Origin of the sequence: Dactylosporangium sp. NPDC049742 (genome assembly GCF_040674675.1) — a bacterium.
Lineage (GTDB): Bacteria > Actinomycetota > Actinomycetes > Mycobacteriales > Micromonosporaceae > Dactylosporangium > Dactylosporangium maewongense.
The window spans coordinates 32,449-46,315 of the sequence record NZ_JBFANF010000002.1; the positions used below are offsets into that span (position 1 = coordinate 32,449).

The window sequence follows — 13,867 nt, forward strand, 5'->3', positions numbered from 1 at the left end:
TCGAAGGCGGACTCGAGTGGGGCCGGGTTTTTCACGAGCGCTCTCCCAATGCGTCACGGATGGTGAGGCCGCCGGCCGAGGAGAGTTCGGTCAGCAGTTCGTCGGCGAGCCCGGCGACCGCGGGGATGATCCGCTCGCGGTGCAGGCGCGCGGCGAGGGCGATGCCGGAGGCGATGTCGGGACCGTCGGCGGAGCCGTGGCAGACCACGACGGCGCCGGCGACGCCGAGCAGTGCGGCGCCTTTGCTAGCGGCCACGACATGTGGCGCTTCGGCCGCTCCTGTGCGGTTTGCGGCGACTGTACTGGCAGCAGCCGTCGCACCCTCGATGCCCTTGAGCAGGATGTTGCCGGTGAAACCGTCGGTGACGATCACGTCGGCCGGGCCTCCGAGGGGCACGTCGTGGCCCTCGACGAGGCCGATGTAGCGCCCGCCGGCGGGCAGGACGGTGTCGGACAGCGCGACGGCGACGGCCCGGCGGAGCCGGTCGCCCTTGCCGGGCTCGCTGCCGATGGACAGCAGCCCGACGCGCGGGTCGGTCACGCCGAGGGCGACCTTGGCGTAGGCGGCGCCGAGGACCGCGTGCTGGACGAGCTCCAGCATCGTGCCGTCGATCGTCACGCCCACGTCGAGCAGCAGCACCGGGCCGTGCGGGGTGGGCACGTGCGCGGCGAGGCCGGGGCGTCGGACCCCGCGGAGCCGCCCCAGCACGTGGGCCGACGCGGCGACGGCGGCGCCGCTGGATCCGGCGGAGACCATCGCGCCGGCGCGGCCGGCGTAGACGGCCTCCGCCGCGGCGCGGACGGTGGACTCCCGCCTGACGTGGCGCATCGGGGCGTCACCCATGCCGACGGTGCGGTCGACCACGCTGACGCTGACGCGCTCGCGGTCGTGGACCGCGAGCGCGCCGATGACCTCGTCGGCCGACTCGCGCGGCCCTACGAGGAGCAGATGCAGGTCTGGATCGGCGCTGCACGCGCGCAGAGCGCCGTCAACCACGACGGCGGGAGCACTGTCCCCGCCGAGGAGGTCGACGGCGATCCGCGCGGTGCCGGACGGGGGCTGCCCGCCGTGCGGCGACCTGTCGGATCGCGTCACCCGGATCCGGAAATCAGACCTCGATGACCTGACGGCCGTTGTACGTGCCGCAGACCGAGCACGCAGCGTGGGGCAGCTTCGGAGAGCGGCACTGCGGGCACGGCTGCGTCTGCACCGCGACGGCTTTCCACTGGCTCCGGCGCGACCGGGTGTTGCTGCGCGACATCTTCCGCTTGGGAACGGCCACGGGTCTTACTCCTCTGAGTGCTGGATCTGGGTCAGGGCGGCCCAGCGCGGGTCGAGCTGCTCGTGGCCGTGGCCGGCGGGCAACTCATCCAGCGGCACCCCGCAGTCGGGGCACAGCCCTGGGCAGTCTTCACGGCACACGGGATTGGCGGCCAGGGAGAGCACCACCGCGTCCCGCAATGCCGGCTCCAGGTCGATCAGGTCGCCCTGTAGCCTTCCGACCTCGTCCTCGTCGGTCGTCTCGTCCGTGGTGCTGTGCGCATAGGCATAGAACTCTTGGATCGGGACTTCCAACGTGTCGCTGATCGGGCGCAGGCAGCGTCCGCACTCGCCCGCCAGCGGGCCGGTGACGGTGCCGGAGACGAGAACGCCTTCTGACACCGACTCCATCCGCAGCTGGAGGTCGAGCTCGGCGCCCGCAGGCACGCCGATCAGCTCCAGACCGAGGTCCTCGGGTGCCGGCACTTGGCGCGACACCGCATGAAGAGCGCCCGGTCGTCGCGGCAGGTCTCTCGTCTCGAGGACCAGCGGCTTCCGGGGATCCAGTTGCGGGTGCGGTTGATGTGGCATCTTCAGACTCCGGCCAGGCAGGGCCGACGGACAAGGCTACCCGAGCGGCAGATCTCCCGTCGAATCGCCCCTGCCGGTCGGGTTAGAACGGCAGCGGCCGGTCGTCGTCGCCGGACGGTGTGAAAGAGCCTATCTCGCGCAGCGCGTGCATCTTGTCGCGGCCACGCTCGATCGAGGCGAGCGATCGGGTGAGGAACTGCTCGAAGTTGGCGAGGGCCGTGTCGACATAGTCGTCGACCTCGTCGCGGAGCCGCTGGGTCTCGGCCCGCGCCTCGTTGATCATGCGAGACGCCTCGTGCTCGGCGGAGACGACGATCTCGTTGATCGACACGAGCCGGTTGTGCTCCTGCTCCGCCTCGGTGATGATCCGCTCGGCCTCGCGGCGCCCCGCGTCGACGATCTTGTCCCGCTCGTCGAGCAGCGCGGTGGCACGCCGAAGTTCACCCGGCAGGTCGGCGCGCAGCTGGTCGAGCAGGTTGATCATCTCGGCGCGGTCGGCCACGAAGTTGCTCCGCGACATCGGCGCCGACCGTGCACCCTCGACCAGCGCGATGATCTGGTCGATGCTCTCGAGCGGATCCACTTGCGGTCACTCCCTGTCCCCACGGCAAACAACGACACCATCATGCGGCCCAAACCATGATGCCGCTCCATCGCCACACGGAAAGCTTTCAGTTTCCGGGTTTGGCGAGCCGCTCGCGCAGCCGGTTTGCCACAAGGTCGGGCACATGCGGCGAAACGTCGCCGCCCCATTTCGCGACCTCTTTGATGAGGCTCGACGAGACGAATGAGTACTTCGGGTTGGTCGGCATGAAGAGCGTCTCGATGGCGCCGAGCCCGTAGTTCATCTGGGCCATCTGCAGCTCGTAGTCGAAGTCACCGGCGACCCGCACGCCCTTGACGATCGCGCTGACGTCGTTGGCCCGGCAGAAGTCGACCAGCAGGCCCTGGAAGACGTCGACCCGCACGTTGGTGTACGGCGCCGTCACCTCCGCGAGCATCTCCTGCCGCTCCTCGACCGTGAACAGCCCCGCCTTGCTCGTATTGATCAGCACGGCGACGACGACCTCATCGAACATCTTCGACGCGCGTCCCACGATGTCCAGATGTCCGTTGGTCACCGGATCGAACGAACCCGGACACACCGCGCGCCTCATTGCACCAGCCCAAGCCTCATGAGCGGGGACCGTACCAAAGCCGCTCGGCCGCCCGCTTCACGTGCCCGGCTCGCGTTCCGCATACCACAGCGTCGTCTCCCCGTAGCGCCGCTCGGCGCGCTGCCGCAGGCCCTCGGGCCAGCGCATCGGGGCGCCGCGGCTGCTGCGCTCGACCACCACGACGGCGCCGGCGGCGAGCCAGCGCGCGACCAGCGCGTCCAGGACCGCACCCACCTTCTCGTCGGTCACGGCGTACGGCGGGTCGACGAACACCACGTCGTAGCGCTCGTCGGGCTCCTGCTGGAGCAGCCGCTCGACCTTGTCCGCGACCAGCTTCACGGTGCCGCCGACGCCGAGGGTGGCGATGTTGGACCGCACGATCCTGGCGGCCTTGGCATCGCTCTCGGCGAGCAGCACGTGGGCGGCGCCGCGCGAGCACGCCTCGAACCCGACGGCGCCGGATCCCGCGTACAGGTCGGCGAACCGGGACCCATCGAGGTCGACCATGGCCTCCAGGCTGCTGAAGAGGGCCTCCCGGACCCGGTCGGAGGTCGGCCGGGTCCCCTGTCCCGCGGGGACCGTCAGGCGCCGGCCGCCGAGCGCGCCGGCCACGATGCGTGTCACGCCGTCCAGCCTAGGCGCGCCGTCGACGTGACCCGCGCCACTCCCAATTCGGACTTTTCCGATTTTTCATTGTGTACTGCGATTCAATCCGGCATGACTACTCTGCGTGCTCGATTACGGAGAGTAGCGCGCCATCCGGCAGGACTTTTCAGCGTTGCGTAGCTGGTCTCACGCTGTTTGCAGTCGCGACAAACCGTCACGACTACCCATGAATTGGGGAGACGTAGATCCGGGCCGAGCACAATCGGTCACCGCTTTGCGGCCGGGGAGTCAGTGGTGAGACCGCCCCCAGACCTGCGATGTTGGGGGCACGTCTTGCGCAAGACCCTGCTCGTTTTCGGTAGCACGCTGCTGTTCGGCGGCGCCTTCGCCGGCACCGCGTTCGCCTCGTCGGCCATCTCCGGCACGTCCTGCACCCCGGCGTCCTCGGCCACCTACCGGCACACGTTCGACGGCCCGGCCGGCACCGCGACAATCACCTCGGCCGCCCCCCCTGTGCTCCGGCGAACGGCAGCCCTTCACGCTCGTCTCCTACACCGCCCCGTCGAGGTCCTTCGGCAACCCGCAGTTCGTCTACGCCACCGACACCGCCGCGATCACCCCCACCACGCCGTCGATCACCCTCCGCGTCGACGTCCCCGGCTGCTACACCCAGGTCGACACCGTCTTCGGCACCAATGTGATCAACCCCATCGTCGACGGCGGCCCCCGCTACGGCACGACCAGGCTCGGCGACACCGCCACCCCCGGCAGCCGCTCGGCGGGCGTGCGCGCCTGGTACAACGGCGGCACCACGACCTGCACCCCCCAGCCGGCCGCGACCTTCACCGCCGACTGCGACGGCACCCTGCCGCCCACCTCGCCAACTCCCCCACCGCCAACGTGGACGCCGTCTTCGACCTCCCCGGCGGCCTCGTCCGGGTCGCCCCGGGCACCACCCGCGACCTGCCGGTGGCCGCCAAGCAGGTGACGGTCCGCGACAACACGTTCAAGACGGTGACCGCCACCTGGACCGCCCCCTCCTCCTGCGACACCCCCACCACCTCCCCGTCCACAACCACCGCCCCGTCCGCCTCCCCCTCCGCCTCGCAGTCCGTCTCCCCCTCTGCCTCGCCGTCCGCCTCCTCGTCGACCTCTCCGTCCTCCTCGTCGACCTCTCCGTCCACCTCCGAGTCGACCACCGCCTCGCCCTCCACCTCCGTCTCGCCCTCCGCCTCGGAATCCGCTTCTCCGTCGACGTCCGCTTCCATCCCCGCCTCCCCGTCGACATCCGCCGCCCCGTCGGCGACCGCGTCGGAGCCGGCCACCGCCACACCCTCCGCGTCGACGTCGACCCCCACCACACCGTCGGAGTCCGAGACCACCACAGCTCCGGCCGCACCGTCCCCCACCGCGACAACCTCCACCTCCCCGACCGCATCCCCGTCCGCCTCAGCCCCGCAGACGAACAACCCGGTCGAGACCATCACCGAGATCACCCCCACCAACGGCAACGGCAACGGCAACACCGTGACCCCGACCACGACCGCCCCTGCCATCTCGAACAGCCTCCCGGTCACCGGCACCAACGCCACCGTCCTCGGCGGCGCCGCCATCTTCATGATCGCGTTCGGCGGCGGCCTGATCCTCCTCAGCCGCCGCCCCCACCGCGGCCGCCACGCCGCCTAACGAGCCCCACAAAAACATCGATCAATACCCCGAAACGCCCCATTCCTTCCATAGACACTGCGCGATCAACCCCCACTTTGAAGATCCTTTCGTGGGTGGATCGCGCAGCGTCATTTCCCAAAAGCCACAGATCCGGGCATTGACCAACGTCTACAGCAACCCCAGCCACGCCGATCCGACCGGCCCGGTCCACCGCAGCTACTCGAGTCCAAGGACCGGACGATTGTGTGGATTCCCGCCGAAAAGGCAACAGCACCGGGCCGCCACCACGGATACCGAAGGCCCACGCCGGCGTGGTCGGCTGGTGCGGCGCGGGCCGGGCTGGCCGATCACCCCACTCCGGTGGGAGCCGGCAGAGGGCGGGTCAGCCCTTCTCGAGGTACTCGGCGCGCTCCTCGTCGACGAGTTGGGTGACGGTGGCGGCGAGGCCGGGGTGGCGGGTCAGCTCGCGGTCGTCCTCCAGCAGCTCGAACGCCTCGGCGCGGGCGTCGCCGATCAGTTCGGCGTCGCGGAGCAGGGACAGGAGCTTCAGGTGGGAGCGGCGGCCGGACTGGGTGGCGCCCAGGACGTCGCCCTCGCGGCGTTGCTCGAGGTCGAGCTCGGCGAGCTTGAAGCCGTCGGTCGTGGAGGCCACCGCGTCCAGGCGGGCGCGGGCCGGGGTGCCCTCGACGGACTCGGTGACGAGGAGGCACAGGCCGGCGGCGCTGCCCCGGCCGACCCGGCCGCGGAGCTGGTGCAGCTGGGAGACGCCGAAGCGGTCCGCGTCGAGGATCATCATGACCGTCGAGTTGGGGACGTCGACGCCGACCTCGATGACCGTGGTGGCGACCAGCACGTCCAGGTCACCGGCGGAGAACGAGCGCATGACCGCGTCCTTCTCGTCGGCGGGCAGGCGGCCGTGCAGGATGCCGATCCGCAGGCCGTGCAGCGGGCCCTCCGCCAGCTGCGGCGCGACGTCGAGCACGGCCAGCGGCGCCCGGCGGTCGTCGTCGCCGGGTGCGAGGGCCAGGTCCTCGCCGTCGGACTTGGCGTCGCCGATGCGGGGGCAGACGATGTACGCCTGGTGGCCGGCCGCCACCTCCTCGCGGATGCGGCGCCACGCCCGGTCCAGGAACGCGGGCTTGTCCGTGGCCGGCACGACGTGCGAGGCGATCGGGGAGCGGCCGTTGGGCAGCTGGCTGAGCACCGACGTCTCCAGGTCGCCGAAGACCGTCATCGCGACGGTACGCGGGATCGGCGTCGCCGTCATGACCAGCACGTGCGGCGGCTGGTCGGCCTTGGCGCGCAACGCGTCGCGCTGCTCGACGCCGAAGCGGTGCTGCTCGTCGACGACGATGAGGCCCAGGTCCTTGAACGTGACCCCCTCGTACAGCAGCGCGTGCGTGCCGACGATGATGCCCGCGGCGCCGGAGCCGATCTCCTCCAGGACCTTGCGCTTGGCGACGGCGCCGAGCGAGCCGGTCAGCAGCGCGACCCGGGTCGCGTCGGGGGCGGCGTCGAGCTCGCCGGCGCGGGCCATGCCGCCGAGCAGGTCGATCACGTTGCGGTGGTGCTGGGCGGCGAGGACCTCGGTCGGGGCGAGCATCGCGGCCTGCCCGCCGGCGTCGACGACCTGCAGCATGGCCCGCAGGGCGCAGACGGTCTTGCCGGAGCCGACCTCGCCCTGCAGGAGCCGGTGCATCGGGTGGGGGCGGGCCAGGTCGGCCGCGATCTCGTTGCCGACGTCACGCTGGCCGCGGGTCAGCTCGTACGGCAGCTGCCCGTCGAACGTCGCCAGCAGCCCGTCGTCGCGCAGCGGCCGGGCCCGGGCGGGCCAGTCGGCGGCGCGGTGCTTGCGCTGCACCAGGGTCAGCTGGAGCGCGAACGCCTCGTCCCACTTCAGCCGGCGCCTGGCGAAGTGCAGCGACTCGCGGGACTCCGGCCGGTGGATCTCGCGGAGGGCCTTGTCGAGGGACGAGAGCTTCCGCTTGGCGCGCACCGTCCCCGGCACGGGGTCCGGCGTGGGCGGCAGCACGTCCAGCACGGTGCGCACGGCGGCCGCGATCCGCCACGTCGGCACCTTCGCCGTCGCCGGATACACCGGGATGATCGCGCCCGCGAACTCCTCGACGCTCTCCTCCCCCTCGGCGCCGTCGAGCAGGATGTAGTCGGGCTGGTTGAGCTGCAGCTTGCTCTGGAACCGGCCGACCTTGCCGGAGAACAGCCCCCACCGCCCGGGCCGCAGCTGCGACTCCCGCCACGGCTGGTTGAAGAACGTCACGCTCAGCTCGCCGCCGCTGTCGTCGCCGACGACCACCTCCAGCAGCGACCCACGCTTGCCCGCGGTCTTGCCCCGCTGCTGCACGAACGTCCGCGACGACACCCGCTTCACCTGCCCGAACACCGTGACCTCGGTGTCCATCTCCAGGGACCGGATGTCGGTGTGCTCGCCGCGTTCCTCGTACCGCCGCGGGAAGTGATACACGAGGTCACCCACGGTGTGCAGGTTGAGGCTGTCGGCGAGCAGCTTCGCGCCGTTGCCGATCACCTTCTGCAGCGGCGTGGTCAGGTCGATCTCGGTCACCGGTCTCACTCCACCCCGACCAGCAGCGGATAGTGCGGCTGGTCTCCCTCATAGCACTGCACCTCGACGAACGGCCACGCCCCCGCGACATGCCGCCGCAGCGTCTCCCCCAGCCCCGGCGGCGCCCCCTGCCCCGCGATGAGGGTGACCAGCTCCCCGCCGGCCAGCAGCATCCGGTCGAGCAGCAGGCACGCGGTGCCCTCCAGGTCCTGCCCGATGAGGTTGACCTCCCCGTCGACGATGGCGAGCACGTCCCCGAGCTGGCACCGCCCGGCGACGGTGAGCGCCTCCCGGGCCGCGACCGTCAGCTCCGCCGACCTGCACCGGGCCGCGGCCTCCGCCATCGCGATCACGTCGTCCTCGAACCTGCGCCCGGTGTCCCGCACCGCCATCGCCGCCAGCGCCTGCACCGGCGACCGGGTCGGCACGACACCCGCCCGGATCCCGGCCGTCCTGGCCTCGGCCGCCGCCGCGGTGGCGACGGCGAGGACGTTGGCGTCGTTGGGCAAAACGACCACCCTGCCCGCGCCCGTCGCCCGGATCGCCGCGAGCACCTCCGCCATCGACGGCGTCCCGGTCACCACCGTGGCCCCCTCGGCCGCGAGCAGCTCAGCGAGCCCCCGCCCGGTGCACACGACGACGATCCCCGAGCCGGCGCTCTCGTTTTCGGTTGCGGCCGGCGTACGAACGGTGCCCTCCGACCCGATCACGCCCACCGGACCGGACGGCGCTGCCGCGTCGGCCGCCCGCCGCTCGGCGATCTGCTCGGCGAACCGCGTCACGGTGATCCTGCTGGGCCGCCCCGCCCCGATCCCTGCCTCGATCGCCGCCCCGACGTCGTTGACGTGGACGTGCACGTGCCAGGTCGACTCGTCCCCGACGATGACCAGCGAGTCACCGAGGGCGCTCAGCGCCTCCCGCAGCGGCTCGATCGCGGCGGCCGGGGCGTCCAGCAGGAACTGCACCTCATAGCCGAACTCGACCGACCCCGCCTCACGCTCCATCACCCCACCCGGATCGGCGACCCGGGCCGGCACGTCGACCGGGACCGGCGGCGTCTCCCCCGTCAGCGAGGTCACGAACGCCTCCAGCAGCACCACCAGTCCACGCCCCCCGGCGTCGACCACCCCCGCCCTGGCCAGCGCCGGCAGCTGCTCAGGCGTCCGCGCGAGGGCCACCCGGGCCCCTTCCGCCGCCGCCCGCGCCACCTCCACCACTCCGCCCCAACCCGCCCCGCCCCCGAGCTCCCACAACACCCCGCCAGCCCCCACCGGCGCCGCCCCGGCCACGGAGCCCGCCGCCTCATCGCCGACCCCCGACAACAACCCACCGGAGCCCGCCGGCTCACTACCGCCCCCCGACGACCCGCCGAGGCTCCCCAGCTCACCACCGAACCCCGCAGACGACCCGCCGGAGCCCACCAGCTCACCATCGGAATCCCGCGACGCCCCACCGGAGCCCGCCGACTCGCCACCGACCCGCGCCGACAACCCGCCGGACCCCACCAGCTCACCACCGGAACCCCGCAACGACCTACCGGAACCCCGCGACCCGTCCCCGACTCCCGGCGACCCAGCCCCGACCCCGGGTGACGACCCGCCCGCCGCCGACGGCTCACCGCCGGGACCGGTCGACCCGCCGGCCGAGACCCGCGACGACGCGCCGGCGGCCGCGCGGGCCGCGGCCGACGCCACCGACAGGACCGTGCCCTCCACCGGTGCCGCCACCGCCGCATACGCCGACGCCGCCGCCCGCTCCAGCGCCGCCGCCAGCTCGGCCGGGCCGATCGCCCGCGTCGAGGCCAGGGAGGTCGCCAGACCCTTGAGCAGCTGGGCCAGGATGATGCCCGAATTGCCCCGGGCGCCCAGCAGCGCACCCCTTGCCGCGACCGCGAGCAGCTCCCCCGCGCTGGAGGAGCCAGGGGCGGCCTCCACCGCGGCCGTGGCGGCGGACATGGTCAACGCCAGGTTGGTCCCCGTGTCGCCGTCAGGCACGGGATAGACGTTGAGGGCGTCGATCTCGGACCGGTGCCGGCGCAGCGCGTCGAGGCCGGCGGCGCACCACCGGCGAACAGCAGCAGCATCGACATTCACTGGCACGCGCCGAGCCTATCGGCGACCACCGACAATTTCCCCGCTCGCCACCCGAGCCCCAGGAAAGCGACCCCGGCAAGGCCCGATTGGGAGTCAGCGGGGCTCATCAGGTAACCTTGCGGGGTTGCCCGCCGGTCGACCGGTCGGCGACACCTGGAGCCCGCCCCCGGCCCGGCCGGTGGAGGGGTCCAGCCCGAGACGCAATCAATCCCAGGAGATCCCCGTGGCTAGCGTGTGCGACGTCTGCGGCAAGGGACCGGGCTTCGGCCACAACGTGTCCCACTCGCACCGGCGGACCAACCGCCGTTGGAACCCCAACATTCAGACGGTGCGCACCCCGGCCGGTGGCGGCACCACGCGGAAGGTGCAGGCATGCACCTCCTGCCTCAAGGCCGGCAAGGTCGTTCGCGGCTGATCGCCTGCACCAGCAAAGCAAGAACACCAGCAGCAAGAAAAGGCCCCGCCACCGGCGGGGCCTTTTTCAACGCGCTACAACGACCGGCCGAACGACCGCACGCTCGGATAGCCCTTGTAGTGCCCGAAGTCGGGGATCAGCGCGTAGCCGGCCGACTCGTACAGGGCCATCGCCTCCGGCTGCGCCGTGCCGGTCTCCAGCCAGACCCGCTTCCGCCCGGCCGCGCGGGCCGAGTCCTCGACCGCCGTGATCAGCTGCCGGGCCAGGCCGATCCCGCGGAACGCCGGGTCCACGTAGAGCCGCTTGAGCTCCGCGGTGCTCTCGTCCTCGGCGAAGGTCCGCCAGCCGCAGCACCCCGCCGGCGCGTGGTCGACGTACGCGACGAAGAAACCGCCCAGCGGCGGGTCGAAATCACCAGGCTCGATGGGGGTGGTGTCCCCCGATCCGCCGTAGCGCTCGCTCAGGTCGGCGAGCGTGGCGCTGATGAGTTCGGTGGCGACCCGCGAGCCGTAGCGGGTCAGTCGAATGTCGAGCTCAGTCACGCGTAAAGGGTATAGAAGCGATCACTCGTTACCGGAAGTGGTCCCAGCCTGGGGCTCCACCGGTGTACCGCCTACCGTCGACGGTCACACCGTCACCGGCGGTGAAGAGACTGGGCGGTAGGACCTCGCCGATGACGCGCCAGTCGTCGGGCAGCTCCACGGACGACGGGAAGGTGGCCGCGAGCGCGTGGTCGTCCCCGCCGGCGAGGATCCAGCCGTACGGGTCGACGCCGAGCGCCGTCGCCGCGTCACGCATCTGCTCGGGCACGACGAACGCGGACCGGCGCAGGTCGATCCCGACGCCGCTGGCGGTCGCGATGTGGCCCAGGTCGGCGAGCAGCCCGTCGGATACGTCGATCATGGAGGTGGCACCGAGGAGGGCGCCGGACGGCCCGGCGGCGTAGGGCACCTGCGGCCGGCGGTGCGCCTCCACCAGCAGCTTCGGGGAGCGGAAGCCGCGGGAGAGGATGGTGTACCCGGCTGCCGCATACCCGATCCGGCCGCAAATCGCGACCACGTCGCCGGGGCGGGCGCCGGTGCGCACCAGGGGGTCGCGGCCCTCCAGGTGGCCCAGGGCCGTCACCGCGATGGTCAGGGTCGGGCTCGCGGACATGTCGCCGCCGACGACGACCGCGCCGACCTTGCCCGCCTCCGCGGCGAGCCCGTCCGCGAGCTCCTCCGCCCAGGTGATCTCCAGGTTCGCGGGGGTACAGAGCGCGACGAGCAGCGCCGTCGGCCGGGCCCCCATGGCGGCGATGTCGGCGAGGTTGGCGGCGGCGGCGCGGTGGCCGATGTCGCGGGCGGAGGACCAGTCGCGGCGGAAGTGCCGGCCGTCCACGAGCACGTCGGTGCTGGCCAGGACCCGGCCGTCAGGCGCTGCGACCAGGGCCGCGTCGTCGCCGGGCCCCAGCAGGACCAGGGGCGACGCCGCCCCGAGCCGGGCCGTCACCCGTGAGATGAGCCCGAACTCCCCGGCGGTTGCAACGGTCACCCGTCCTCCAAGTCAAACAGAAAAACTGAACATTGAATGCGCGATGTTGCGGGTAACGCAGCGTGTTGTGGCACGATCACGCACGGCTGCTGGTCCGCTGTATCCCATGGTGCGGTAGGTTCAGCGCTGATCAGCGCTCGCGCGGCGCAGGAAGGAGTCGTGTCGTGGTACAGGCATACATCCTGATCCAAACAGAGGTCGGCAAGGCACGCGATGTGGCGACCGCCATCCAGGAGCTGACCGGGGTCGTCCGGGTGGACGCGGTCACGGGGCCGTACGACGTGGTGGTGCTCACGGAGGCGCGCAGCGTCGACGAGCTGGGCAAACTGATCGTCAGCAACGTGCAGCTGGTGCCCGGCATCACCCGCACGCTGACGTGCTCGGTGGTGCACTTATAGATGACGGCGAAGAGCCCCGCCAGGATCGCCACCGTCACCGCGATCCCCGTCGCGCTGCTGGTCGGCGTCCTGGCGTTCTGGCTGCTCGGCGGCTTTCCCAAGGCGGAGGCCACGGGCACCGTCCACACCGACGCCGTGGCCATGGACGAGGCCACGACGGTGGTCTGCCGTGCGCTGGTGGCGCGCATGCCGGAGACCCTCGGCGGGCTGCACCGGCGTCCGGTCAGCGCCGGCACCGAGCAGCATGCGGCCTTCGGCGACCCGGCGATCGTGCTGTCCTGCGGCGCGATCGGTAAGCGGGCGGTCCCGCGCGACGCCCAGCTGGTGGGCGTCTCCGGCGTCTGCTGGTATCCGGAGGAGCACAAGCAGGAGACCGTCTGGACGACGATCGACCGCCATGTCCCGCTGCGGGTCGTGGTGCCGAAGAAGGCCGACGGCTCGTGGCTGTCGCACCTGTCGGCGCCGATCACCGAGACGGTGCCCTACGAGGACCCGGGCGCGACGCACTGCTGACCGCCACGCGGAGCGCCTGACCCGGGTCAGTGCAGGCCCGTCCCGCGCCGCACCGCCGCCTTGACCAGTTGCGTGATCAGGGTGGTGTACGCGACGCCGCTGGCCTGCCACACCACGGGAAACGCCGCTCCGGGGTCGAAGCCGGGCATGGTGTCGATCCTGTCGAACAGGACGTCGCCGCCGGCGGTGACCGTGCACTCGACCATGGCCAGCCCGGCGCAGTCGAGGGTGACGAACGCCTCCACGGCGAGGTCACGGGCGCGGCGCTCGACGGCGCGGTCGAGGTCGGCCGGCGCGGTCACCCGGCCGTCGACGATCTCGCCGGGCACGCTGGACTCGGGCTGCCCCGAGGTGTCGAGGACGCCGACGGTGACCCTGCGGCCGGCGGGGGCGGCAATGACGACCACCTTCGCGTCGACGGTGCGGGCCGCGGCGACCGCGGCGGGCAGCTCGGCCCAGTCGGTGATCTCGGTCATGCCACCGGCGCCGCGGGCGGGCCGGACGACGACGGGCAGCCCGAGCCGCTCCCGGTCGGCGCCGGCGACGTCCGAGGAGTCCCTGAGCACCACGTAGGGCGCGACGGGCAGCCCCGACGCCACGGCCAGCTTGCGCAGGAAGTCGTGGTCCATCGCCACCGACGCGGCGAGCACGCCGGAGCCGACATAGGGCAGGTCCGCCATCTCGAGGAGGCCCTGGATCGTGCCCTCCTCGCCGAAGACGCCCTGCAGGACGGGGAACACCACGTCGACGCCGCCGAGCCGGGCCACCCCGTCGCGGGCGTCGACCACGGTGACGGCGGCGCCGGCCGGCACCAGATCCGTGGACGCCGGCGAGGAGCCCGCCGCCGCGCCGAGCACCCAGCGACCCTCCTGGGTCACCCCGACCGGCACGATCTCGAACTCGTCGGTGTCGAGGGCGTCGAGGAGGTCGGCGGCGCCGACGCTGGACATGGCGTGCTCGGTGCTGCCGCCGCCGAACACGACGGCGACCCGGGTCTTCTCTGGCGTTTCCACGCGCCGACCCTAACCGCAAGGTCAAGCTCGCGCTGTCG

Annotated in this window: 17 protein-coding genes; 4 read left to right on the top strand and 13 right to left on the bottom strand. The window is 72.1% G+C overall.

Features of this window, described 5'->3' with window-relative positions; translation table 11 throughout:
* Positions 1 to 31: 31 nt before the first annotated feature.
* The 8 genes from AB0J72_RS03680 to AB0J72_RS03715 form a co-directional block, all read right to left on the bottom strand.
* On the bottom strand, positions 32 to 1,096 hold the full coding sequence (locus tag AB0J72_RS03680; RefSeq protein ID WP_363394034.1) for a phosphate acyltransferase PlsX: 1,065 nt from the start codon (positions 1,094 to 1,096) through the stop codon (positions 32 to 34).
* Between the two features lie 13 nt (positions 1,097 to 1,109).
* Entirely contained in the window at positions 1,110 to 1,283 is a 174-nt protein-coding gene (gene rpmF / locus AB0J72_RS03685; RefSeq protein WP_033357807.1) for a 50S ribosomal protein L32, read from the bottom strand.
* Positions 1,284 to 1,288: 5 nt separating this feature from the next.
* Complete coding sequence (locus tag AB0J72_RS03690; RefSeq protein WP_363394036.1) at positions 1,289 to 1,852, bottom strand: YceD family protein; 564 nt, start codon at positions 1,850 to 1,852, stop codon at positions 1,289 to 1,291.
* 82 nt (positions 1,853 to 1,934) lie between these two features.
* The gene (locus AB0J72_RS03695; protein ID WP_344507992.1) at positions 1,935 to 2,435 is read right to left on the bottom strand and encodes a hypothetical protein; all 501 of its coding nucleotides are present in this window, start codon (positions 2,433 to 2,435) and stop codon (positions 1,935 to 1,937) included.
* A gap of 88 nt (positions 2,436 to 2,523) precedes the next feature.
* Positions 2,524 to 3,009 (bottom strand): pantetheine-phosphate adenylyltransferase, encoded by a 486-nt coding sequence (gene coaD / locus AB0J72_RS03700; protein WP_344507994.1) that lies wholly within the window; start codon positions 3,007 to 3,009, stop codon positions 2,524 to 2,526.
* Between the two features lie 57 nt (positions 3,010 to 3,066).
* The gene (rsmD, locus tag AB0J72_RS03705) at positions 3,067 to 3,633 is read right to left on the bottom strand and encodes a 16S rRNA (guanine(966)-N(2))-methyltransferase RsmD (protein ID WP_363394040.1); all 567 of its coding nucleotides are present in this window, start codon (positions 3,631 to 3,633) and stop codon (positions 3,067 to 3,069) included.
* Between the two features lie 711 nt (positions 3,634 to 4,344).
* The gene (locus tag AB0J72_RS03710; protein ID WP_363394044.1) at positions 4,345 to 4,479 is read right to left on the bottom strand and encodes a hypothetical protein; all 135 of its coding nucleotides are present in this window, start codon (positions 4,477 to 4,479) and stop codon (positions 4,345 to 4,347) included.
* A complete protein-coding gene (locus AB0J72_RS03715) occupies positions 4,458 to 5,156 on the bottom strand; it encodes a hypothetical protein (RefSeq protein WP_363394047.1) in 699 nt (232 codons plus the stop codon). The genes AB0J72_RS03710 and AB0J72_RS03715 overlap by 22 nt, the downstream gene beginning before the upstream one ends.
* Between AB0J72_RS03715 and AB0J72_RS03720 the strand changes: the two genes are divergently transcribed.
* Complete coding sequence (locus AB0J72_RS03720; protein ID WP_363394050.1) at positions 5,143 to 5,301, top strand: LPXTG cell wall anchor domain-containing protein; 159 nt, start codon at positions 5,143 to 5,145, stop codon at positions 5,299 to 5,301. The genes AB0J72_RS03715 and AB0J72_RS03720 overlap by 14 nt on opposite strands.
* A gap of 364 nt (positions 5,302 to 5,665) precedes the next feature.
* Here AB0J72_RS03720 and recG read toward each other — a convergent pair whose 3' ends face one another.
* The gene (gene recG, locus AB0J72_RS03725) at positions 5,666 to 7,864 is read right to left on the bottom strand and encodes an ATP-dependent DNA helicase RecG (protein ID WP_363394052.1); all 2,199 of its coding nucleotides are present in this window, start codon (positions 7,862 to 7,864) and stop codon (positions 5,666 to 5,668) included.
* 5 nt (positions 7,865 to 7,869) lie between these two features.
* The gene (locus AB0J72_RS03730; RefSeq protein ID WP_363394055.1) at positions 7,870 to 9,963 is read right to left on the bottom strand and encodes a DAK2 domain-containing protein; all 2,094 of its coding nucleotides are present in this window, start codon (positions 9,961 to 9,963) and stop codon (positions 7,870 to 7,872) included.
* A gap of 217 nt (positions 9,964 to 10,180) precedes the next feature.
* Between AB0J72_RS03730 and rpmB the strand changes: the two genes are divergently transcribed.
* Complete coding sequence (gene rpmB / locus AB0J72_RS03735; RefSeq protein WP_033357799.1) at positions 10,181 to 10,372, top strand: 50S ribosomal protein L28; 192 nt, start codon at positions 10,181 to 10,183, stop codon at positions 10,370 to 10,372.
* A 74-nt stretch (positions 10,373 to 10,446) separates the two neighbouring features.
* Here the strand turns inward: rpmB and AB0J72_RS03740 are convergent, their stop codons facing one another.
* Together AB0J72_RS03740 and AB0J72_RS03745 are read right to left on the bottom strand one after the other, a co-directional pair.
* Positions 10,447 to 10,914, bottom strand: a complete 468-nt coding sequence (locus tag AB0J72_RS03740) for a GNAT family N-acetyltransferase (protein ID WP_363394058.1) — start codon at positions 10,912 to 10,914, stop codon at positions 10,447 to 10,449.
* Between the two features lie 28 nt (positions 10,915 to 10,942).
* Positions 10,943 to 11,905 (bottom strand): thiamine-phosphate kinase, encoded by a 963-nt coding sequence (locus AB0J72_RS03745; protein WP_363394061.1) that lies wholly within the window; start codon positions 11,903 to 11,905, stop codon positions 10,943 to 10,945.
* A 164-nt stretch (positions 11,906 to 12,069) separates the two neighbouring features.
* Between AB0J72_RS03745 and AB0J72_RS03750 the strand changes: the two genes are divergently transcribed.
* Both AB0J72_RS03750 and AB0J72_RS03755 read left to right on the top strand, forming a co-directional pair.
* Positions 12,070 to 12,303, top strand: a complete 234-nt coding sequence (locus AB0J72_RS03750) for an Lrp/AsnC ligand binding domain-containing protein (protein WP_203846267.1) — start codon at positions 12,070 to 12,072, stop codon at positions 12,301 to 12,303.
* On the top strand, positions 12,304 to 12,816 hold the full coding sequence (locus AB0J72_RS03755; RefSeq protein ID WP_363394065.1) for a DUF3515 domain-containing protein: 513 nt from the start codon (positions 12,304 to 12,306) through the stop codon (positions 12,814 to 12,816).
* Between the two features lie 26 nt (positions 12,817 to 12,842).
* Here the strand turns inward: AB0J72_RS03755 and AB0J72_RS03760 are convergent, their stop codons facing one another.
* The gene (locus AB0J72_RS03760; RefSeq protein WP_363394067.1) at positions 12,843 to 13,829 is read right to left on the bottom strand and encodes a D-alanine--D-alanine ligase; all 987 of its coding nucleotides are present in this window, start codon (positions 13,827 to 13,829) and stop codon (positions 12,843 to 12,845) included.
* Positions 13,830 to 13,867 lie beyond the last annotated feature (38 nt).